A 20759-nucleotide genomic window follows, 5' to 3' on the forward strand; every position below is an offset into this window, starting at 1 on the left:
TATAGCGCGGCCAACAATTCCCCAAAGAGGGTTTGCTCCATAAGGAGCCGCACGAGCCGTGCACGCCGGGCCAGACCCGCGGCGCAGCTCCTCTGCTATTGATATACAAGCAAAAAGGAATGAAAATGAATATCATTCAGCAGATCGAGCGCGAGCAGATGGATGCCGTGCTCCGCACCCGTTCGGTGCCTGAGTTTGCTCCCGGCGACACCGTCAAGGTGATGGTGAAGGTCATCGAAGGTGAGGGTGCGAAGCAGAGCATCCGTCTTCAGGCGTATGAAGGCGTCGTGATCGCGCGCTCCGGCGGCGGCATCAACGAGAGCTTCACGGTTCGCAAGATTTCCTACGGCGAGGGCGTGGAGCGCGTGTTCCCGGTCTACTCGCCTTACATCGCAGAAATTGAAGTTCTGCGCCGCGGCAAGGTCCGCCGCGCCAAGCTCTACTATCTCCGTGGCCGCCGTGGCCGCGCCGCTCGCATCTTCGAGCGTACGGACGTTCGCGCCCGCCGCCTGAATGCCGCCTGGAAGGGCTTCAAGAAGCCGAAGGGCGAGGTCGAGGATCTGACGCGCATCAAGGGCATCGACGCGGATCTCGCGGCACGCCTGAAGACGCTCAACTGCTACAAGTACGAGCAGGTCGCGAACTTCTCGGACGAGGACATCGCGAACGTCGACGAGGCTCTGAAGCTCAACGGCCAGATCGAGCGCGACAACTGGGTGGGCGAGGCACAGAAGCTGCTGGCCGAGACCGCCGCAGCAGAAGTTCCCGCCGAAGAGGCCAACTCGTAAGAGCGGTTCGACGCCCGACGCGGCCTAGAGCCTCGGCGGATTGTCGGAAGTAAAGGATAGCAACGGCGGCGCGCAGCATGGCGGCCGCCGTTTTGCTTTCAAGGGTCTGGAGCCACAGCGGCAAGTTGCGCAAAGGCGCAATTGCATTACATTCCGGTTTGATCGCGCGCTGATGCGCGATGTTCCATAGCCGGGCAAGGGATCGCACAGCACCATGTCCAACGTCGAAGTTACCCGCGGCGCGCGTGAATCGAACACCATCAAGCTGCATGGGCCCGAAGCGTTTGCCGCCATGCGCAAGGCCGGACAGCTGGCGGCCGCTGCGCTCGACATGATCGGGCCCTTCGTTCAGCCCGGCGTGGCGACGGATGAGCTCGACGATCGCGTGCTCGAATTCGCGCTCGATCATGGCGCGGTGCCGGCCCCGCTCAACTATCGTGGATTCCCGAAGTCGATCTGCACCTCAATCAATCATGTGGTTTGCCACGGCATTCCGGGGCCTAAGCCGCTGCGCGAAGGTGATATCGTCAATATCGACGTGACGCTGATCGTCGACGGGTGGCACGGCGATACCAGCCGGATGTATGCGGTCGGCCAGATCAGCCGCCGCGCGGAGCGCCTGATCGAAGTGACCTACGAAGCGCTGCGACTGGGCGTCGAGCAGGTCAAACCGGGCAACACGATCGGCCACATCGGCGCTGCGATCCAGGAGTTCGCCGAAAAAGAACGCTGCAGCATCGTCAGGGATTTCTGCGGGCACGGCCTCGGGCGGGTGTTCCACGATCGTCCGAACATCTTGCACTACGGCGAGCGGGGCGAGGGTGTCGTCATGGAGCCCGGCATGCTGTTCACCATCGAGCCGATGATCAACCTCGGCAAAGCGCACGTGAAGGTGCTGGCCGACGGATGGACGGCGGTGACGCGAGACCGCGAGCTTTCCGCTCAGTTCGAACACTCGGTCGGCGTTACGGAAACCGGCGTCGAGGTGTTTACGCATTCGCCGGCAGGCCTCGAGTGGCCGTCGGTTCCTAAAGGCTAGAGCGTGATTGCTTTTCTTTGAATCGCAATCCCGCTCTAGGTTTTTGATGAGACCAATGATTCACGCTTCGGACTGATAGGGTCCGAAGCGATCATGGTCTATCGGGATCGGGAGACCCCATGCAGGACCCGGGTGAGCGAGATCCGAAGGAGCCTGCTCCCGCTGCATCGCCCGCTCCCGGGGCTGCCGAGCAAGGCTCGTTTCTCGAAGCGCCCCAGCCGCTTTACTCCGGACACCGGCAACGGCTTCGCGACAGGTTTCGCCAGGCGGGAGCGGACGCGCTGCCCGACTACGAGCTGCTCGAAATGGTGCTGTTTCGCGCCCTTCCACGCCGGGACACCAAGGCGCTCGCCAAGCAACTGCTCTCCCGTTTCGGCTCGTTCGCCGACGTCATCAACGCGCCCGATGCCCGTCTCAAGGAGATTTCCGGCGTGGGGGACGCGGTCATCACCGAGCTTCGGCTGATCCGGGCGGCTGCGCTTCGGCTGATGAAAGGCGAGATCGCGACCACGCCTCTGCTCACGTCCTGGAACCAAGTGCTCGACTATCTCAGGGTGGCGCAAGGTTTCGAGCAGCGGGAGCAGTTTCGCATCCTGTTCCTGGACAAGAAGAACCGGCTGATTGCCGACGAAGTGCAGGGGCAGGGAACCGTCGATCATACGCCCGTCTATATTCGCGAGGTGGTGAAGCGGGCGCTCGAGCTATCCGCGACGGCGATCATTCTCGTGCACAACCATCCGTCCGGCGATCCGACCCCCTCGCGCGCGGACATCGACATGACACGCATGATCATGGAGGCCGGAAAGCCGCTCGGCGTCGTCGTGCACGACCACGTGATCGTCGGGCGCGGCGGCTGCGCAAGTTTTCGCGCGTTACGGCTGATCTAATTCGTCGCCTATGGTTTCGCTACCTCGCGTGCCGTCGCTATTTTCGCGGCCACTTAACGTTCGGTAAGTGTCCGGGATTATCGTGCTGTTAGAAACCACACACCGACCTGCGGTCGGTGCACAAGCCGTCCTAGTGGAGCCTGGACGATGTCGACGTTCTTCGATCGGAGAGAGAGGTCGCGCCCGGTTCGTCTCGATGGGCTGCCGCCGGGATTGGCCGGCGATATCGCCTACCGGCGCTTCTGCCTGCCGCGTTTTTCCACCCGCCGGACCGCCGATCATGCGGTGCTGGTGGAGCGGGCGCGGTTTCATCTCCGCAATGCGCGCTGGGTCGACGTCGCGACCAGCGGGGGCCGCGTGCAGGCCTATATTTTCGAACCCGACAGCGGTGCGCCCGATCGCGGCAGCGTGCTGGTCGCGCACGGTTGGACGAGCGAAGCTTCGTTCATGGCGGTGATTGCCGAGCAGCTTCGCCGCGCCGGATTCCGGGTGGTGGCTTTCGACCAGCCCGGCCACGGCAAAAGCGAGCGCGAGCGCGCCAGTCTGATCGATTGCTCGCGCGCGCTGCTGCAAGTGGCGGAGGCGCTTGGGCCGATGCGATTTGCGGTTACGCATTCGATGGGCGGGCTTGCGGCACTGCTCGCGGGGGAAGGCCAGGCGCCGCTCGGCCACGCCTATCCGTTCGAGCGGTATGTGCTGATCTCCTCGCCCAACGCGTTCGGCCGGATTACGCGGGAGTTTGGCGACGAGGTGGGGCTCAGTCCGGCCGGATTGCGCGTCTACGAACGGCATCTCCAGCGGATCGCGCACCGGCCAATCGCCTCGTTCACGGCGGCGAACATGCTCGCGGCGACCGGCCGGCCGGCGCTCGTCGTTCATGCCCGCGACGACTTCGAGGTCGGCTTCGAGAATGCCGAGGAAATCGCGGCAGCTTGCCCCAAGGCCGAGCTCAAGGCCGTCGATGGATTCGGGCACAGGAATATTTTGTTCGCGCCGCCAGTGATTCGTGTGGCCGTTTCCTATCTGACTGACGAGTAACAGCTATTTCCTTGCTTTTGGTGGGGCTCGCGCTCTGGCTCCCGCTTGATTATATGGAGGCAGCATCGCGGTCAGGTTCGCGAGTCGTAGAGACCGGATCGTTCCTGTCGGGAGATCCCTGGTCCAGAAGGGTCGGTTATGAGCAAAGCCAAGCACGCAAGGGTCATTATTCTCGGGTCGGGACCAGCCGGATATACGGCGGCCATCTACGCGGCCCGCGCCATGCTGAAACCGGTGATGATCCAGGGCAACCAACCGGGCGGTCAGCTCACCATCACGACCGATGTCGAGAACTACCCGGGCTTCGCCGACGTGATCCAGGGGCCGTGGCTCATGGAGCAGATGCGTGCCCAGGCCGAGCATGTCGGCACCGAGATCGTCATGGACTATATCGTCAAGGTGGATCTCAAGCAGCGGCCGTTCCGGCTCGAAGGTGATTCCGGCGACGTCTACACCTGCGACGCGCTTATCATCGCGACGGGCGCCCAGGCGCGCTGGCTCGGCATTCCGAGTGAGCAGACGTTCCAGGGGCACGGCGTTTCCGCATGCGCAACCTGCGACGGCTTCTTCTACAGGGGCAAAGAGGTGGTCGTGGTCGGCGGCGGCAATACGGCCGTCGAGGAAGCGATCTTCCTCACCAACTTCGCGAAGAAGGTGATTGTCGTGCATCGCCGCGATCACTTCCGCGCCGAGAAGATCCTGCAGGAGCGCCTATTCAAGAACGACAAGATCGAGGTGGTCTGGGACAGCGCGCTCGAAGAGATCGTCGGCACGGACGAGCCGCGGTCGGTCACGGGCGTGCGGCTCAAGAACGTCAAGACCGGCAAGATCACGGAGCGCAAGGTCGACGGCGTGTTCGTCGCGATTGGTCATGCGCCGGCGACGGAGCTGTTCAAGGGGCAGCTCGAAATCAAGCCGTCGGGTTACCTGATCACGGCACCGGATTCGACCGCGACCTCCATCCCCGGCGCGTTCGCGGCCGGCGACGTGAAGGACGACGTGTACCGGCAGGCCGTGACGGCAGCCGGCATGGGCTGCATGGCCGCGCTCGAAACCGAGCGCTTTCTGGCTCACGCCGAAGAGACGGCCGCCGCCGCGGCGGAGTAGAGAAACTCACCTCTCCCCATTGACAGGACTGCAATGGGGAGAGGGAGAAAACTCTCAGAACTTGTAGGCGGCGACCTTGCCGTCGACCATCAGCGGGATGATGAGCGTGCGGGTGGCGGGGATGAAGCCGATGTCGGCGGTGCCCTGGCTCAGCGTGAGGAGTTCTGTGGCCTTCCCCGAGCGGGCAATCCGGAACACCTTTCCGGCAACCCAATCGCTGACGAGATAGCTTTCGGCGTCGAACGGCTCGAGACCGTCGAGGTTGCCGACAGGCTTGCCGTCGCCAAGGTTGGCGATGGTTTTGTCGGCCAGCGAGACAGTGAGCAGATTGCCGGGGCTTTTGGTCGAGAAGTCGGCGCCGATGCCTTCACCCCAGGCCGCGACGATCAGGTTGCCATTTTCTACGAGCAGTCCGTTCGGCGCTTTGAGCTGGTCGCTCTCCAGCCACTTCTCGAACTTGCCACCGGACAGCTTCCAGATGGCGTTGCCCGGCCAATCGGAGACATAGATGCTGCCGTCGGGGCCGGCGGCGACGTCGTTCAGGATCTTGGCGCCTGCGGCTTCATGTTTGGCGGCGATGGCGCCGGCCGCGACGTCGATTTCCACGAGCTTGTCGATATCGGCCACGAACAGCCGACCGCCAACAAGCGCAAGGCCCTTTGGCGAATCGAGGCCGGTGATCCATTTGGCGTCGGTTACCTTGCCATCGATCGAGACTTTCGAGATGTAGCCGTTGCCGTCCTTGCCGTTGGGCGTGCCGTTCACGTTGCTGACGTAGATCACCCCCGCAGCGGTGTCCGGCAACGTCGATTCCGGGGTTTCGAAGCCGGTGGCCTCCCAGACTTTAGTCGGGGCATCGGCGGCGGCGCAGACGGAAGCGGAGGCAGCCAGTGCAAGAGCGACGATGATCGAATGGCGCATAATGGAGTTGGCCTCTTAGGTTGGCCGGGGCGCGAGGCCCGGTCGGCTGGTTTTGCTGGGGTTCCGGCTTGTCGCGCCGGGGCGGGCATTTCGTTGCTTGCCATATAGGCAATTCGGTCCGGGGCTGCCACCCTGGCCGGATTTCCCCTGCGGTGGAACGGCGCTGGTATGCATTTTTCGATGGCTTGACCGCTTCTGATATCAAATAATCGCAATGCTAAGTTTTGATGGTGCGTGTGCGTATCGGTGGCGAGCCCGCCGGCTCCGCATTTGCGGATCGATTGCGCTCGCGAGGGCATTTTGATGGACTGGGACAAACTCAGAATTTTTCACGCGGCTGCCGCGGCCGGCAGCTTTACGCATGCGGGCGATGCGCTGCACATGAGCCAGTCGGCTGTGAGCCGGCAGGTTTCGGCGCTCGAGCGGGATCTCAAGGTCTCGCTGTTTCACAGACATGCGCGCGGGTTGGTGCTGACCGAGCAGGGCGAGCTTTTGTACGGCACCGTGGCCGAGGTGATGAGCAAGCTGCAGACGGCGGAAACGCTGCTGGCGGACACCACGACGAAGCCATCGGGCCTCTTGAGCGTGGCGGCGCCGGTGGGGCTCGGCACGGTGTGGGTGTCGCAGCGGCTTCGGGAATTCATGGATCTCTATCCCGATGTGCGCATCGAGTTGATCCTCGACGACGACCAGATCGATATCGCCATGCGGGCGGCAGACGTGGCGATCTGGACGCGCGAGCCGGAGCAGCCGGATCTCATCCGCCGGCCGTTGTTCACGGCGAGCGTGCGGCCGATGGCGTCTACCAAATACACCCGCCGCTACGGCGTGCCGGAAACCTTCGCTGACCTCGAAACGGGCAATCATCGCGTGGTGTCTTACAGCGGCCAGACGGCGCAGCTTTTGCCGGCGATCAGCTGGCTCGAGACGGCGGGACGCGAAGGAAAAGAACGGCGAGAGCCGGTGCTACGCACCAACAGCGTGGTGGCCATCAAACAGGCTGTGCTGGCCGGGATCGGGATCGGCATGATCCCCGACTACATGAGCGAGCAGGACAGCGATCTCGTGCCGGTGCTCATGAAGTGTGAAGTGGAAAAGCCGAGTTTGCCGGTTTTGTTTGTCTATCCGGAAGAGCTCAAGAGCTCGAAGAAAGTCCAGGTTTTGCGCGATTTTCTGGTGGCCAAGGCCCGGCACTGGCGCGAATAGCCAGGCTGTAAACTCACTATGGCTGGTGCAGTGATGAGCCAAAGCGAGCCAATGGCGTTGTCAAACCGCTTGTCCGATACGACGGGCATCGACCGTCGTGCTGGAAGCACGCCTTCGGCATGACGCGCTTTTCCTAGCCCTTGGCTCGCTTTGGCTCACCCCGCAGGGGCGCCGTCCTTTTCCGCCTCCGGTTCGTCGCGAGACCTTGCAAACCATGGAGGTTTGCGGCGGCCTCGCTCCTGCCAGCGACGCAAAAGTCCTCGCGTCAATGCGCCAGCCATAGTGAGTTCACAGCCTAGCTTTCGCGAATTTAATGCTTTGCCCATGATCCAAAGACCGGTTTGGGATGTAATAATGTTATCCAGACTGCCGTAGGCTTCAGGGTTATTTGCCACCACCCGAGAGTCCTTGGCGTCGGTTGTCTTGGGTCGGGCGCCTGGATTCATTTCGGGAGTCCGGCCCATTTCCGTTGAAATCTCCGGTCAAAACGTCGCGCGGGCGGGCTTATGGCCCTTTCGAGCCCGGCTGATTTGCAACCTCTCACGCGAAACGCTATCTGATGGTTTCATTTGATAGTCGTGCTTCGTGCCGGAAGCCGGTACCCGATCAAAATCGCGGTCCCGGAGAGGTTTTCCCCGAAGCACTTTGCCTCTGAACATCGAGCCCGCTACCCATGGCCAAGACGCTTTACGACAAGATATTCGACGACCACGTCGTTGACAGGCAAGCCGACGGAACCTGCCTGCTCTATATCGATCGTCATCTGGTTCACGAGGTGACAAGTCCCCAGGCTTTCGAGGGACTTAGGATGTCCGGCCGCAAGGTGCGCGCGCCCGAGAAGACGCTGGCCGTGGTCGATCACAACGTGCCGACGACCGATCGGCGCAAGGGTATCGCCGACGAAGACAGCCGCGTGCAGGTGGAAACGCTTGCCAAGAACGCGCGCGATTTCGGCGTGGAATATTACAACGAGCTCGACAAGCGGCAGGGCATCGTCCACGTCGTCGGACCGGAGCAGGGCTTCACGCTTCCCGGCACGACGATCGTCTGCGGTGACAGCCATACCTCGACGCACGGCGCGTTCGGCGCGCTTGCCCACGGCATCGGCACGAGCGAGGTCGAGCACGTTCTCGCCACGCAGACTTTGGTGCAGAAGAAAGCCAAGAACATGCGCGTGTCGGTGGACGGCAAGCTGCCCGCCCATGTGACCGCCAAGGACATCATCCTCGCCATCATCGGCGAGATCGGAACGGCCGGCGGCACCGGTTCGGTGATCGAGTATGCGGGCGAAGCGATCCGCGACCTTTCCATGGAAGGCCGGATGACGGTCTGCAACATGTCGATCGAGGGTGGCGCGCGTGCGGGCATGATCGCGCCCGACGAAAAGACCTACGCGTTCATCAAGGGTCGTCCGAAGGCGCCCAAGGGTGCTGCGTGGGACATGGCGCTCAAATACTGGGATACGCTTTACACCGAAGAGGGCGCGCATTTCGATCGCGAAGTGAAGCTCAACGCGGCGGAGTTGCCGCCGATCGTCTCCTGGGGCACGAGTCCCGAGGACGTGGTGTCGATTGCAGGTCTGGTGCCCAATCCGGCCGAGATCGCCGACGAGCACAAGCGGGCCTCGATGGTGCGCGCGCTCGACTACATGGGGCTCACTCCCGGCACCAAGATCACCGACATTCCGCTCGACGTGATCTGGATCGGCTCCTGCACCAATGGGCGCATGGAGGATCTGCGCGAAGTCGCCAAGATCGTCGAAGGCAAGAAGATCTCGGAGCGTCTCGCCTACGCGATGATCGTGCCGGGTTCGGGGCTCGTGAAAGAGCAGGCCGAGGCGGAAGGTCTCGACAAGATCTTCACGGCGGCCGGTTTCGAGTGGCGCGAGCCCGGGTGCTCGATGTGTCTCGGCATGAATCCGGACCAGCTGAAGCCCGGCCAGCGCTGCGCGTCGACCTCGAATCGCAATTTCGAGGGGCGGCAGGGCTACAAGGGCCGGACGCACCTCGTCTCGCCGGCCATGGCGGCGGTGGCTGCGCTCGAAGGCCATTTCGTCGATATCCGGCGCTGGCAGGCCTGAGCGGTCGGCCGGTTCAACGGCTTCTAGCCGTTGCGACGTTCGTCTCGCTCTTGCGGTCGGAGGCCCGAAGCGCCTATCTCTCCCGTTCGAAAGACGAGTGGGAGAGCATCGGCATGACGGGCAGGATCGACTGGAAGGGCGCTACGGCTCCGACACTTGCCGATTTCGAGATCATAGCGGCCTCGGCGTGGGAGCGCATTCAGCCGGAATTCCGGGAAGTATGCGGAGATCTCGTCATTCGCATCGAGGACTTCGCGCTTGACGAGGTGCTCGATGAACTCGACATCGACAGCCCGTTCGATCTGATGGGGCTCTACCAGGGCCTCAGCCTCGACCAGAAAAGCGTGCTCGACGTGCCGCGCGAGCCCGACATGGTGTTTCTCTACCGCCGTGCGATCCTCGACTACTGGACCGAGAACGGCGACGAGACGCTGGACGACATCATCACCCACGTGCTGATCCACGAGATCGGCCATCATTTCGGCTTTTCCGACGACGATATGGAAGAGATCGAGACGCAAGCGACGCACTGAACGCGTGGTTTTTCGCGTTCGTGTGAACGCGTGCCGCCGCGCGACAGAGAACGCGCAGACTCTGAGCGGAAAGAAATTCCGCTGCTCGATCAGGCGCGCGCGACAATTCAGCCACAACCTGATTTTGTCGACGCGCCTTTGAACAGCCTCTCTGAATGTTAACTTTTGCAGCCGATGTTGGAGCTGATAGGGTATTTCCATATTTTGTTGAAATACTCGAACAGCTTCGGGCTCCGTCTCTCAGGCTGTGTCACGGGGTAGACGGATCCGGTTCCTTTTTTCGGGGCGCGTGCGGGTGTCACGTAGAGGTGCTCAGTTGGAGACGGCTTTCCGTCTGGTTTCGCGTGTGTGGGCTTTGCTTGCGCTGGGTATCGGCCTGATGGCGTTCGTACCCGGCCACGCAATTGCGGATGACGTGCCTACTCCAGAAGAATATGCCGAGCATGTGGGCGGAGATGCTCACGTGCTGCAGCCCGGCGAGTTGAAGCTCGACGGACGCCAGCAGGTGTGCGGCCAGCGGCCCACGGTGATCGATAGCCAGCTCGACGACTACGGTGCTGCCTATCCGGGGTTTCTGATCCTCAATCCCAAGCTGCTCGCCAAGGTTTCGACACCGGTCAAGCTTTGGATCTTCGCGCACGAGTGCGGCCATCAGTTCCGCGGACCCGACGAGGAGACGGCGGACTGCTTCGCCGTGCAGCGTGGACGGAGGCAGGGCTGGCTCGACGAGAATGGGATCGAGGAGATCTGCCAGTTCATCGCGCCGGCCAAGGGCGACAGCATGCATTTCGCGGGCTCCCACCGCTGCGCCTATATGCGCCAGTGCTTCGCCGACCCGTCCATTCGCTGAAATCGGCCGCCCGGCCGCGACGGCCCGAGTCCAGTTGTCCCCGGTGACGGCGGTTCGCCTAGGATCAGTCAGGCTGATTGTGGCCTGGCAGGTCGGCGCCGATGAATTTCCTCGAATATCCGAAGCGGTTGTTGGTGATCGCCGAGACGCTCAACCGGTGGGCGGGAGCCATCGGTGCGCTCGACCGGAAGCAGCGGATCAAGGTTGCCCGCTATGCGGAGACGATCGCCGAAACGCTTGGCCGGGCGGCCAACTATTCGGCAAGATTAACGGCGGCGCCGGACGACCGCGCCGCGCAACGGGGGCTTGTCCGGGAGCTTGGCCGGATTACCGGCTATCTCGAGACCCTGGTGGGCGTGCTCCGACACCATCTTGACGGACGAAAGCTTGCTGGCGTTAAAAGGCGGCTGGAACAGCTAGGGCCCCGGCGGATCGGCGGGCGGCCCTTGGTTTCGTCGGCTAAAATGCGAGTCGACCGGCTGCTTGCGGCCGAAGGCTATTTCCGGGCACTGGCTGACAGCCTACGTGTTTAGGGTTCGATTTCGATGTGCTTCCTTGTTGTCGGGAAGCGCTCCAGGGACATGGATACATGCAGAAGTTCATCAAGCTCACGGGTGTCGCGGCTCCGTTTCCACTCCGGAACGTGGATACCGACATGATCATCCCGAAGCAGTTCCTGAAGACGATCAAGCGGACTGGGCTTGGAAAGGCGCTGTTTTACGAACTGCGCTACGACCAGGAGGGCCGCGAGAACGCCGATTTCGTGCTGAACAAGCCGGCCTATCGGAATGCCGAAATCCTGATCGCGGGCGAGAACTTCGGTTGTGGCTCCTCGCGCGAGCACGCGCCGTGGGCGCTGCTGGACTTCGGGTTCCGTTGTGTCATCGCGCCGGATTTCGCAGACATTTTCTTCAACAACTGCTTCCAGAACGGCATTCTCGCGATCAAGCTGCCGCAGGAGCAGGTCGACAAGCTGCTCGATGATGCGAGCCGCGGGGCCAATGCGACGCTCTCAGTAGACCTCGAAGCGCAGGAAATCCGTGGCCCCGATGGCGGCGTGATCTCTTTCGAGATCGATCCGTTCCGTAAGCATTGCCTGCTTAACGGCTTGGACAACATCGGCCTCACGCTCGAAAAAGAAAAAGCGATCAAAGACTTCGAAGGACGCGATGCGGCCGCGAGGCCGTGGGCGTAACGCGCTTCGGCGCGTGCTGCGGTCGTCCGATCACATGCAGTCGGAATACGGTGTGTGGCGGATTGCGGCGGTTCGTTCGAATATGCTAGAGCATGGGTTGCTTTTGTGCGCAACGTGACCACGCTCTAACTATTTGATTAGGCCGCTGATTCAGGCTTCGATTTGTTAGGATTCGAAGCGATCATGGTCTCGCTGCTCCGATCGTCCCGGCATCCTGCAGGAAGGCCATGAGAGCCACATGGATCTCCGCCGCATTGTCGGCGCTCACATTGACTTTCGGCGGGGCCGTGCTGTTTGCCGGTAGTGCCGCCTGGGCCGGCGGTCCCGCACTGGTTTTTGAAGCGACCGACGGCAAGGTGCTTTACGCCGAGGATCTCGACGATCACTGGCATCCGGCCTCGCTCACCAAGATCATGACGGCCTACCTCACGTTCGAGGCAGTCAAGAGCGGCAAGCTTACGCTCGAACAGCGCCTTCCCTATACCGAGCGCGCCCAGATACAGCCGCCGAGCAAGCTCGGTCTGCACATCGGTGCAACTCTCACGGTGGATCAGGCGCTGAAAGCGCTGATCATCAAATCCGCGAACGATGTGGCCATCATGCTGGCCGAGGCGATCGACGGTTCGCCGGCGGCGTTCGTGGCGCGGATGAACACGACATCGCAGGCGCTCGGTATGACGCGCACGACGTTCGTCAACCCGAACGGGCTGCCGGCACCCGAGCAGGTGACGACGGCGCGCGATCTCGGCAAGCTCGCGCGCGCCGTCATCAAGAATTACCCCGAATATCTCCCCTACTGGTCGATGTTCGACGCCCGGATCGGCAAGATCCATATCGGTACGCACAACGGGCTGTTGCGCTCGTTCGATGGGGCGGACGGCATGAAGACCGGCTTCATCTGCGATTCCGGGTTCAACGTGGTGGCAAGCGCGACCCGCGACGGGCGCCAGCTAATGGCCGTGGTGCTGGGCGAGTCGACGAGCGCACTGCGTACGGTTCGCGCCGCAAACCTGCTCGAGCACGGGTTCCAGAGCTACGATTGGAAGCTTCTGTTCAATCACACTGCGAGCCTCGACACGCTGCCGATCGCGGACGGGGCCAAGAATGTCATCAGTGTGCGTCGGGATGTGCGCTCCTACGAATGCGGGAACGCGCCGCTCAAGAAGCCGCGCAAGAAGAAGGTGATCAAGAAGAAGGTTCAGGCTGCCGAGGATGCGCCCAAGCTTCAGGAGCAGGCTCCCGCGGTCGACGCCGGCAGCGTTGAGGACGTGCCGGAGGCCGCCGTCGTCGAGGGCAAGTGACGGCTTCGGCCGTCACGGAACTTCAAGCCGCTATGCCAAGTCTGCCGCGGAATTGTTAACGCGGTTCTCTTCCGTATCCTTTTGAACCGATACCAAGCTGGGACAGGACGGTCCGGCGTGCCTCTCGTTGCCAAAAATGGGACGTTTCAGGCGCTGAAACGGCCGGATCGGCGTGGGAACGCCTGAAAATAATCACCGTTTACCGTTCGTGGAGATGTCCGTTCAGTTGGCGTCGATCTTGCTCCTCTCAGCGCAAAATTCGATTTCGAGGACAAGATGCCAAGCTCCCCGTCGCATAATGATTCCCTTTCCACGCTCCAGGATGCCGAGCTGATGGCCGTCGTGCTGGAAGGCCGCCATGGTGCCTTTGCCGCCGAGGTGGCGGAGTTCTTCTCGCTTTTGCATCGCCAGATCGGAGACGCGTCCCGGTCGAAGGCTTGGGGCGGGGTGGCACGCCAGGTTCGCAGACGCGAATACGATCGGATCTACATGGCTTGACGTTTGTGGGGGCCCGTTGCGCGAAGGGATCAGTGGGGCACTTGGGGCGTAGTAATGGGGCAAAGTGACGGACCGCAGGGCGGTGGGGCCACGGTCGCGTTCGACAATCCTTCTTCGATACCGCCCAACCCGGGATGGGCCTGAAACGCGACTAGAGCATGATTGCTTTTCTTTGAATCGCAATCACCCTCTAGTCTTTTGATGAGACCTATGATTCACGCTTCGGACTTTTCCTGCGCTGCCGATTCACGCCGCGCCCGATAGGGGGCGCGACGATCGGAGCGCGGGGGTCCGAAGCGATCATGGTCTAGCGGGTGCGCCGCACATCTTTCCGGCCGTTGGCTCGGAGCCACGCATCGCGCCCGGGTGATCGCGCTCCCAATTTTCTGTTCCCCCTGTAAATTCAGCGCGGCGGTTCCCAGTTCATGGACGAATCGCCTTGGGATTGGCGGTCATTGCGCGCGCCGGAATGTTGCTGCTTTTCCCTCAGCATGCGAGACTCGCATTCGCTTTGCTCCCGATTGCCGGACGGACTGTCGGCGCTGCCTTTTTTCGGTTCGCGCCCGCGTCTTCCGAGAGGAATGAAAAGATGACCTCGATCGTGCTGCCGCTACCCGATCCGTCCATCGTCGGGCGACGGGATGCGATTGCGCGCGATCTCGTCGCGCTCTGCGGTGCCGATGCCGTGATCTGGGACGAGGACGGACGCCGCGCGTTCGAAACCGATGCGCTGACCGCCTACAAGCGTATGCCGCTCGCCGTCGTCCTGCCGACTTCAACCGAAGCGGTTTCAGCCATTCTCAAATATGCGAAAGCCAACCGCATCCGGGTGGTTCCGCGCGGCGCAGGGACGTCACTGTGTGGAGGTGCGCTGCCGCTCGAAGATGCCATCGTGCTCGGCGTCTCGCGCATGAACCGGGTCATCGAGGTGGATTTTCACAATCGGTTTGCCCGGGTGGAAGCCGGAATTACCAATCTTGCGATTTCGGCGGCGGTGTCCGAGGAAGGGTTCTTTTACGCGCCGGATCCATCGAGCCAGCTTGCCTGCACGCTCGCCGGCAATCTCGCCATGAACTCGGGCGGGGCGCATTGCCTCAAATACGGCGTGACGACCAACAACGTGCTCGGCATCAAGATGGTGACGATGGACGGCGAGATCGTCGAGATCGGCGGATCGCATCTCGAGGCCGAGGGGTACGATCTTCTGGCGCTCATCGTCGGCTCCGAGGGGCAGTTCGGCATCGTCACGGAAGCAACCGTGCGCATTCTGCGTTCGGCCGAAGGCGCACGACCGATGATGATCGGGTTCGAATCCTCGGCCAAGGCCGGCATCTGCGTTTCCCGCATCATCGCCTCGGGAATCATTCCGGTCGCCATCGAGTTCATGGACAAGCCGGCGATCGAGGTGTGCGAAGCCTTCGCGAAGGCGGGATACCCGAAAGACGTCGAAGCGCTGCTCATCATTGAGGTTGAGGGTTCCGAGCAGGAGATTGCCGATCGGCTGGCCTATATCGCCAGCATCGCGCATGAACTCAATCCGGTGGCGATGGTTGTCAGCGGCTCGCCGGAGCAAAGCGCGAAAATCTGGAAGGGCCGGAAAGCGGCATTCGGTGCGATCGGCCGCATCTCCGACTACTACTGCATGGACGGCACCATTCCGCTGGGGCATCTGCCGCATGTCTTGGAACAGATTTCCGAGATCTGCCGGCGATATGGGCTGCGCGTGGCGAACATTTTTCATGCCGGAGACGGCAATCTGCATCCGCTCGTCATGTATGACGCCAACGCACCGGGCGAGATGGAAAAGGCCGAGCTTGCGGGTGCAGAGATCCTCAAGCTTTGCGTGTCGGTCGGCGGATGCCTGACCGGCGAGCACGGGGTCGGTATCGAAAAGCGCGATCTCATGCGCGTGCAGTTCACCGAAGAGGATCTGGCGGTCCAGCTCAGAATTAAATCGGTGTTCGATCCGGATTGGCTGCTCAATTGCGGGAAGGTTTTTCCGCTTGATGCCGTCGAGGCGGCAATGGCGGCCGCACAGTTCGAGGCGTCTCGTTCGGCCGAGCCCGGCCCTGCTGAAGCAGCTTGAGAGGGCGGGTATCATGGACGACATCATGAGGCCCGCGACCGAGTGGGAGCTCAAGAGCATGATGACCGTGCTCGCCGAGCGCGGCATCCCCGTCGAAATCCTGGGTGCGGGATCGAAGCGCGGCATTGGACGGCCGGTGGTGGCGCCGGTCGCGCTGACGACGGGCGCCATGCGCGGCATCTCCCTCTACGAGCCGTCCGAGCTTGTCATGTCGGCGCGGGCGGGCACCCCGCTTTCACAGATCGAGGTGGAGCTGGCCTCTCGTGGGCAAATGCTTCCGTTCGAGCCGATCGATCTCGGACCGGCGCTCGGCACCGATGCGGGGTTGCAGACCATCGGCGCCATCTTCGCAGCCAACATATCCGGCTCGCGCCGTATTTCAGCCGGGGCGGCCCGCGATTATCTGCTCGGCGCGCGCGGCGTCAACGGGCGCGCGGAAATCTTCAAGTCCGGCGGACGCGTCATGAAGAACGTGACCGGTTACGACGTGGCGCGCGGGCTCGCCGGTAGCTGGGGAACGCTCGCGGTGCTTTCGGAGGTAACATTCAAGGTGCTGCCGCTTCCCGATGATGTGGCAACCCTCGTCTACCCGGATCTCACCGACGATCTCGCGGTAGAGCTGATGAGCCTCGCGCTGACGCAGCCTTACGAGGTTTCCGGAACCGTGCACCTTTCGCCGACGCTCGCGTCGCGGCTTCGCCACAAGGGCCTTTCGAAGGAGCACCGTTCGCTGACCGCGATCCGGATCGAAAACTTCACGCGTTCGGTCAGCTATCGGAAGCAGAAGCTTCGGGAAATTCTCTCGGCCTACGGGGCGCCACTCGAACTCGAGCTTGAAAGCTCACTCGAATTCTGGGGCGAGGTGCGCCGCCTGTCGTTCCTGCCGCCGAACGGTACACATCTGTGGCGGATCTCGACGACGCCGAGCGTGGCCGCCTCTCTCGTGTCCTCGATCCGCCGGCATATGCGGGTGGAGGCATTCTACGATTGGTCGGGCGGGTTGATCTGGCTCGAAACGCCGGCTTCTGCCGACGCGGGGAGCGCGGATATCCGCCGGGCTGTTGCCACCCACGGCGGACATGCCACGTTGATACGGGCCGACGAAACCGTGCGCCGCACGGTCGAGGTTTTTCACCCGCTTGCGCCCGCGACCGATAAACTGACGCGCGGCATCAAGCACGCCTTCGATCCGTTCCGTCTGCTCAATCCTGGCCGCATGTACGCGACCATGTAGACTGCCGACCTTGTCAACGACGCCTTCCAGCTCTCCTTGGAGCGAAGACCCTAGATGCAGACAAACTTTTCGGCCGAGCAGCTTGCCGATCCGCGCGTGGCCGAGGCCGACCGGATCCTGAGACGCTGCGTGCATTGTGGGCTGTGTACGGCGGTTTGCTCGACCTACGTGGTGCTCGGTGACGAGCGCGATTCTCCGCGTGGGCGCATCTATCTCATCAAGGACATGCTGGAGCGCGGCCGCGAGCGTGCCCCCACGCAGCAGGTGCAACATCACCTGGACCGTTGCCTGTCGTGCCTTTCCTGCATGACGACCTGCCCAAGCGGCGTCGACTACATGCACCTTGCCGATGTGGCGCGCGCCGAGATCGAGGAGCGGGGCACACGCAGCTTCAAGGAGCAGACGATCCGCAGGCTGCTCGCGGCCATCATTCCCTATCCCGCGCGCTTCCGGCTTGCGCTCAAGGCCGCGCCGCTTGCCCGCCCCTTTATCCCGTTTCTCGAACGGATCGGCTTCAAGGAGGTCGCGGCGATGCTGCGGCTCGCGCCCACATCGATCGTAACGCGGGAGGGCCGGTTTACGGGGCCCGGCACGGCGGTCACGCACAGCGAGCGGCGCGCGCGCGTGATCCTGGCTACCGGTTGCGCGCAGCAGGTGCTGAGACCCGACATCAACGACGCCACCATCCGGCTGCTCGCGAGACGCGGCGTGGACGTGGTGGTTGTCAACGGGTCGGGCTGCTGCGGCGCGGTCGTGCAGCACATGGGGCGCGAGGAGGAGGCGAAGAAGTTCATTCGCCGCAATGTCGATGTCTGGTCGAAGGAGATCTGGCGCGGCGAGATCGATGCAATCATCGTCAACGCCTCGGGATGCGGCACGACGGTGAAGGACTACGGCCATTTGATGCGGAACGACCCGGCCTACGCGGAAAAGGCGGCGAAGGTTTCGAGCCTCACAAAGGACATCTCCGAGTTTCTCTACGAGTACCAGCTCGGCGCGCCGGAGCGCTGGTCGTCGCTGCGCGTCGCCTATCATTCGGCGTGTTCGCTGCAACACGGACAGCGTGTCCACGACGAGCCGCGCGCGCTCCTGAAGCAGGCGGGTTTCGCGGTCGTGGATGTGCCGGAAGGTCACATTTGCTGCGGTTCGGCCGGCACCTACAACATCCTCCAGCCGGAGATCGCGGGCCAGCTCAAGAAGCGCAAGCAAGACAATATCCGCTCGACTCGGGCGGACGTGGTGGCTGCCGGGAACATCGGCTGTATCACGCAGCTCGATAGCGATGGGCTCGATACCCCGCTCGTGCATACCGTCGAGCTGCTCGATTGGGCCTACGGCGGACCCGTTCCGGCAGGGCTCTCGCATCTGTCGGATTTCGTGACGGACGTGCCTCGGCCCCGTCGCCAAGTCGAAGATTTTATTGAGACTTAAGCGTCACGCGTTCGACATTGTGCGCTCCTAGGGTCGCCCCCGATTCAAGAAGAATCGCGGATCGCTTCAATCTCCGGGCGCAGTATCGTATTGGATCATCGTGCCGGTGAGCTTGTTGTCGCCGCCCCACCTGGAAAGACTTGAACGAACCCGGCCATGACCGAGATTGCTCCTAAAGCCATCGGGATAGAAAACGTAGATCAAAGAGACGTCTGGGGTCCGTTCGATATCATCGGCGATGTGCACGGATGCGCGGGTGAACTCGAAACGCTGCTCGCGCGCCTCGGCTACGATGTGCGCTGGAGCGGAACGCCGGGTGCCGTCTCGGTGCGCGTCACGCCGCCGATTGGACGGCGCGCGATTTTGGTCGGCGATCTCGTCGACCGTGGCCCGCGCTCGCCGGATGTGCTGCGCATCGTCATGAGCATGGTGGAGAGCGGTGCGGCTTTGGCCGTGCCGGGGAACCACGACGCGAAATTTTCCCGCTGGCTGGACGGCAAGGACGTTGCGGCGACGCACGGACTGGACCGCACAATCGCGCAGTTCGAGGCAGAGACGAAGGCGTTTTGCAAGAGCGTGCGAGAGTTCTTCGGAAGCCTACCCAACTATCTCTGGCTCGAGGGCGGACGACTGGCCGTTGCGCACGCCGGCATCAAGGACAGCATGCTCGGGCGCAATTCGGGGGAAGTGCGCCGCTTCTGCCTTTACGGCGAGACCGATGGCGAGACCGACGAGTTCGGATTGCCGATCCGCTATCACTGGGCAGCGGAGTATCGGGGGCAGACTGCGATCGTCTACGGACATACGCCAGTGCCGACGGCGGGCTGGGTCAATAATACGCTCTGTATCGATACCGGCTGCGTTTTCGGCGGGAAGCTCTCCGCGTTGCGCTGGCCGGAGCGAGAGATCGTCGCGGTGGCGGCAGAGCGGGTTTACACCGTGCCGGTGCGGCCGTTCGGGCATCCGCCGCTGAGACCTGGCGCGCAAGCCTGATCACGTCTCGAACGTTTAGCTTATTGGAGCGGAAGCAGGTTCGCGCCCGCTTTGCGCATCATTGCGCGGCTTTTTTCGCGGGCACCTTATCCGAAACGGCAGCGGCCGGCGCGGCGTCGGTCGAAGCGAAATCCTTCTCCGGCGGAGGCGCTGCGTTCTTGCTCGTGTCGACGATCTCGGCGGGTACGGTCGGCGGGACGTTGCCGCCGGCGGTCAGCACGGCTTTGCAGTCGGCCGGGAGATCGGCGAGCGTCATTTCGGGCTTCGGCGGCGCGGGCTTTGCCGGCTTCACGGGCGGCTTGGCAGCTTCGACCGGCGGCTTCGGTTTCGGCGCGACCTTCTTCAGCCAGTCCTTCAATTCGGCATCGCAGCCGTCGTCGCCCGGAACCGGAGGCTGGTGCTGGCAGTTCGCCGAGCCTTTCGGACAGCCGATGCGCATATGGAAGTGATAGTAGTGCCCGAAGTAGGGACGGACCTTGCTCAGCCAAGCGCGGTCGTTCTTGTCGGTCGCCTCGCACAACGCCTTCTTGATCGCGGGATGGACGAGGATGCGCTCGACGGCGGAGTAGGACGCTGCGCGCTTGATCAGCTTGACCTGACCTTCGCCCCACACCTTGGGGTTTACGGCGTTATAGCTCGATAGCATCGAGGTGGCGGAGAGATCCTCGCGCTCGCGGCGGGTGAGCTTGCGGTCGGGCATTGGCGTCAGCCAAATGTCGGCGTCGAGCCCCACTTGGTGACTCGCGTGGCCGGAGATCATCGGGCCTCCGCGCGGCTGGGAAATGTCGCCAACCAGAAGACCGCTCCATTCCTTTTGGGCGGTGGTTTCGCGCGCCAGGCGCTCGACGATCGCAATCAAATCCGGGTGGCCCCACATGCGGTTGCGCGAAAGGCGCATGACCTGCCAGCCCGGACCATCGACGGGAAGCGGCTTGGCGCCGGCAAGGCAGCCCTTGGCGTACCAGCCGACGGCGCGGGCCGCGAGCGGTGCACCGGTCTTGACTGTGCCGAACAGCTGCTTGGCGGTGACGACGGGCTTCTTGGGCTTGTCCTTGTCTTTCTCAGAGGGATTGTCTTTTGCTGTCTTGGCGTCGCCTTTGGCGGAGGGAGCCTTTTCAGCCGGAGCGGCTGCTTTCGCAGGCGCCGGGCTTGCGTCCTTGGTGATGGCTTTCTTTTGAGGAGCGGGTGCCTCGGAGGCTGGTCGCTCCGCGGGCTTGGGAGCGGGCGGGACGACAGCATCTTTGGTGGTTTGCGGGTTGGTGTTGGCGGCTTGCGTCGCGGCGGCTTCCGCGGTCGCGGCGGCGGGGCCGTGCCAAGTGCGGCTGGCTGGCTCGTCCGCGCCATCGCTGTCCTGGCCCATGGCGGGGCCGGACAGAATGGCGAGCGCCATCAGGAGCCAGATCGCTGTTCGTTGGCGGAAGGCCATAGAACCCCGCAGCAAATCACGTTGCGGCATCCTAGCCCAAGGGAGGGCCAAATTGCGACACCGGTGTCGAATCGCGTGGAAATTGTCCTGACGCGGCGAAAAACTTGCCCCCTCTGTGGGGTGGTGCCAGGCTTCGCTCGCCCAAG

At 62.8% G+C, this 20759-nt stretch carries 19 protein-coding genes; 17 read left to right on the forward strand and 2 right to left on the reverse strand.

Translation table 11 applies throughout. The features are described 5' to 3' along the window. The first annotated feature begins 125 nt into the window (after positions 1-125). The 5 genes from rplS to trxB all read left to right on the forward strand — a co-directional run bounded on the left by rplS (position 126) and on the right by trxB (position 4859). The gene (gene rplS, locus RCO24_RS09420; protein WP_308961596.1) at positions 126-788 is read left to right on the forward strand and encodes a 50S ribosomal protein L19; all 663 of its coding nucleotides are present in this window, start codon (positions 126-128) and stop codon (positions 786-788) included. Between the two features lie 214 nt (positions 789-1002). Continuing rightward, positions 1003-1827, forward strand: coding sequence for a type I methionyl aminopeptidase (gene map / locus RCO24_RS09425; protein ID WP_308961597.1), 825 nt, complete (start codon positions 1003-1005; stop codon positions 1825-1827). 119 nt (positions 1828-1946) lie between these two features. Continuing rightward, positions 1947-2714, forward strand: a complete 768-nt coding sequence (radC, locus tag RCO24_RS09430; RefSeq protein WP_308961598.1) for a DNA repair protein RadC — start codon at positions 1947-1949, stop codon at positions 2712-2714. 147 nt (positions 2715-2861) lie between these two features. Then, positions 2862-3752 (forward strand): alpha/beta fold hydrolase, encoded by an 891-nt coding sequence (locus RCO24_RS09435; RefSeq protein ID WP_308961599.1) that lies wholly within the window; start codon positions 2862-2864, stop codon positions 3750-3752. 138 nt (positions 3753-3890) lie between these two features. Next, positions 3891-4859: a thioredoxin-disulfide reductase gene (gene trxB, locus RCO24_RS09440; RefSeq protein WP_308961601.1), complete on the forward strand. Its 969-nt coding sequence runs from the start codon at positions 3891-3893 to the stop codon at positions 4857-4859. Between the two features lie 54 nt (positions 4860-4913). Here the strand turns inward: trxB and RCO24_RS09445 are convergent, their stop codons facing one another. Next, complete coding sequence (locus tag RCO24_RS09445) at positions 4914-5780, reverse strand: hypothetical protein (RefSeq protein WP_308961602.1); 867 nt, start codon at positions 5778-5780, stop codon at positions 4914-4916. A gap of 303 nt (positions 5781-6083) precedes the next feature. Here RCO24_RS09445 and RCO24_RS09450 point away from each other — a divergent pair, with 303 nt between their 5' ends. The 12 genes from RCO24_RS09450 (at position 6084) to RCO24_RS09505 (ending at position 19187) form a co-directional block, all read left to right on the forward strand. Continuing rightward, the gene (locus RCO24_RS09450) at positions 6084-6986 is read left to right on the forward strand and encodes a LysR family transcriptional regulator (RefSeq protein ID WP_308961604.1); all 903 of its coding nucleotides are present in this window, start codon (positions 6084-6086) and stop codon (positions 6984-6986) included. 673 nt (positions 6987-7659) lie between these two features. Beyond that, positions 7660-9066 (forward strand): 3-isopropylmalate dehydratase large subunit, encoded by a 1407-nt coding sequence (gene leuC / locus RCO24_RS09455; RefSeq protein WP_308961605.1) that lies wholly within the window; start codon positions 7660-7662, stop codon positions 9064-9066. Between the two features lie 113 nt (positions 9067-9179). Further along, a complete protein-coding gene (locus RCO24_RS09460) occupies positions 9180-9599 on the forward strand; it encodes a metallopeptidase family protein (RefSeq protein WP_308961607.1) in 420 nt (139 codons plus the stop codon). 316 nt (positions 9600-9915) lie between these two features. After that, positions 9916-10449: a hypothetical protein gene (locus RCO24_RS09465; protein ID WP_308961608.1), complete on the forward strand. Its 534-nt coding sequence runs from the start codon at positions 9916-9918 to the stop codon at positions 10447-10449. A 101-nt stretch (positions 10450-10550) separates the two neighbouring features. Beyond that, a complete protein-coding gene (locus RCO24_RS09470) occupies positions 10551-10982 on the forward strand; it encodes a hypothetical protein (protein ID WP_308961610.1) in 432 nt (143 codons plus the stop codon). Positions 10983-11038: 56 nt separating this feature from the next. Continuing rightward, positions 11039-11644, forward strand: a complete 606-nt coding sequence (gene leuD / locus RCO24_RS09475; RefSeq protein ID WP_308961611.1) for a 3-isopropylmalate dehydratase small subunit — start codon at positions 11039-11041, stop codon at positions 11642-11644. Positions 11645-11871: 227 nt separating this feature from the next. Next, positions 11872-12945, forward strand: a complete 1074-nt coding sequence (locus RCO24_RS09480) for a D-alanyl-D-alanine carboxypeptidase family protein (protein WP_308961612.1) — start codon at positions 11872-11874, stop codon at positions 12943-12945. Positions 12946-13221: 276 nt separating this feature from the next. Continuing rightward, complete coding sequence (locus RCO24_RS09485) at positions 13222-13443, forward strand: hypothetical protein (RefSeq protein WP_308961614.1); 222 nt, start codon at positions 13222-13224, stop codon at positions 13441-13443. Between the two features lie 589 nt (positions 13444-14032). Beyond that, entirely contained in the window at positions 14033-15529 is a 1497-nt protein-coding gene (locus tag RCO24_RS09490; RefSeq protein WP_308961616.1) for an FAD-linked oxidase C-terminal domain-containing protein, read from the forward strand. A gap of 13 nt (positions 15530-15542) precedes the next feature. Continuing rightward, positions 15543-16763, forward strand: a complete 1221-nt coding sequence (locus tag RCO24_RS09495) for an FAD-binding protein (protein WP_308961617.1) — start codon at positions 15543-15545, stop codon at positions 16761-16763. A gap of 54 nt (positions 16764-16817) precedes the next feature. Then, complete coding sequence (glcF, locus tag RCO24_RS09500; RefSeq protein ID WP_308961618.1) at positions 16818-18194, forward strand: glycolate oxidase subunit GlcF; 1377 nt, start codon at positions 16818-16820, stop codon at positions 18192-18194. A 156-nt stretch (positions 18195-18350) separates the two neighbouring features. Continuing rightward, positions 18351-19187, forward strand: a complete 837-nt coding sequence (locus RCO24_RS09505) for a metallophosphoesterase (protein ID WP_308961619.1) — start codon at positions 18351-18353, stop codon at positions 19185-19187. 58 nt (positions 19188-19245) lie between these two features. Here the strand turns inward: RCO24_RS09505 and mepA are convergent, their stop codons facing one another. Further along, positions 19246-20613: a penicillin-insensitive murein endopeptidase gene (mepA, locus tag RCO24_RS09510; RefSeq protein WP_308961620.1), complete on the reverse strand. Its 1368-nt coding sequence runs from the start codon at positions 20611-20613 to the stop codon at positions 19246-19248. Positions 20614-20759 lie beyond the last annotated feature (146 nt).

The sequence above is a fragment of the Hyphomicrobium sp. LHD-15 genome (assembly GCF_031157355.1).
In the GTDB taxonomy this organism is placed as follows: Bacteria; Pseudomonadota; Alphaproteobacteria; order Rhizobiales; family Hyphomicrobiaceae; genus Hyphomicrobium_C.

What these genes read in the sequence shown, in the direction of transcription:
- RCO24_RS09490 (WP_308961616.1), top strand. Translation starts at nt 14,033, where the DNA reads ATGACCTCGATCGTGCTGCCGCTACCCGATCCGTCCATCGTCGGGCGA.
- RCO24_RS09495 (WP_308961617.1), top strand. Translation starts at nt 15,543, where the DNA reads ATGGACGACATCATGAGGCCCGCGACCGAGTGGGAGCTCAAGAGCATG.
- RCO24_RS09435 (WP_308961599.1), top strand. Translation starts at nt 2,862, where the DNA reads ATGTCGACGTTCTTCGATCGGAGAGAGAGGTCGCGCCCGGTTCGTCTC.
- rplS (WP_308961596.1), top strand. Translation starts at nt 126, where the DNA reads ATGAATATCATTCAGCAGATCGAGCGCGAGCAGATGGATGCCGTGCTC.
- RCO24_RS09480 (WP_308961612.1), top strand. Translation starts at nt 11,872, where the DNA reads ATGAGAGCCACATGGATCTCCGCCGCATTGTCGGCGCTCACATTGACT.
- RCO24_RS09470 (WP_308961610.1), top strand. Translation starts at nt 10,551, where the DNA reads ATGAATTTCCTCGAATATCCGAAGCGGTTGTTGGTGATCGCCGAGACG.
- RCO24_RS09505 (WP_308961619.1), top strand. Translation starts at nt 18,351, where the DNA reads ATGACCGAGATTGCTCCTAAAGCCATCGGGATAGAAAACGTAGATCAA.
- trxB (WP_308961601.1), top strand. Translation starts at nt 3,891, where the DNA reads ATGAGCAAAGCCAAGCACGCAAGGGTCATTATTCTCGGGTCGGGACCA.
- leuD (WP_308961611.1), top strand. Translation starts at nt 11,039, where the DNA reads ATGCAGAAGTTCATCAAGCTCACGGGTGTCGCGGCTCCGTTTCCACTC.
- glcF (WP_308961618.1), top strand. Translation starts at nt 16,818, where the DNA reads ATGCAGACAAACTTTTCGGCCGAGCAGCTTGCCGATCCGCGCGTGGCC.
- radC (WP_308961598.1), top strand. Translation starts at nt 1,947, where the DNA reads ATGCAGGACCCGGGTGAGCGAGATCCGAAGGAGCCTGCTCCCGCTGCA.
- RCO24_RS09460 (WP_308961607.1), top strand. Translation starts at nt 9,180, where the DNA reads ATGACGGGCAGGATCGACTGGAAGGGCGCTACGGCTCCGACACTTGCC.
- map (WP_308961597.1), top strand. Translation starts at nt 1,003, where the DNA reads ATGTCCAACGTCGAAGTTACCCGCGGCGCGCGTGAATCGAACACCATC.
- RCO24_RS09485 (WP_308961614.1), top strand. Translation starts at nt 13,222, where the DNA reads ATGCCAAGCTCCCCGTCGCATAATGATTCCCTTTCCACGCTCCAGGAT.
- RCO24_RS09450 (WP_308961604.1), top strand. Translation starts at nt 6,084, where the DNA reads ATGGACTGGGACAAACTCAGAATTTTTCACGCGGCTGCCGCGGCCGGC.
- RCO24_RS09445 (WP_308961602.1), bottom strand. Translation starts at nt 5,780, where the DNA reads ATGCGCCATTCGATCATCGTCGCTCTTGCACTGGCTGCCTCCGCTTCC.
- leuC (WP_308961605.1), top strand. Translation starts at nt 7,660, where the DNA reads ATGGCCAAGACGCTTTACGACAAGATATTCGACGACCACGTCGTTGAC.
- mepA (WP_308961620.1), bottom strand. Translation starts at nt 20,613, where the DNA reads ATGGCCTTCCGCCAACGAACAGCGATCTGGCTCCTGATGGCGCTCGCC.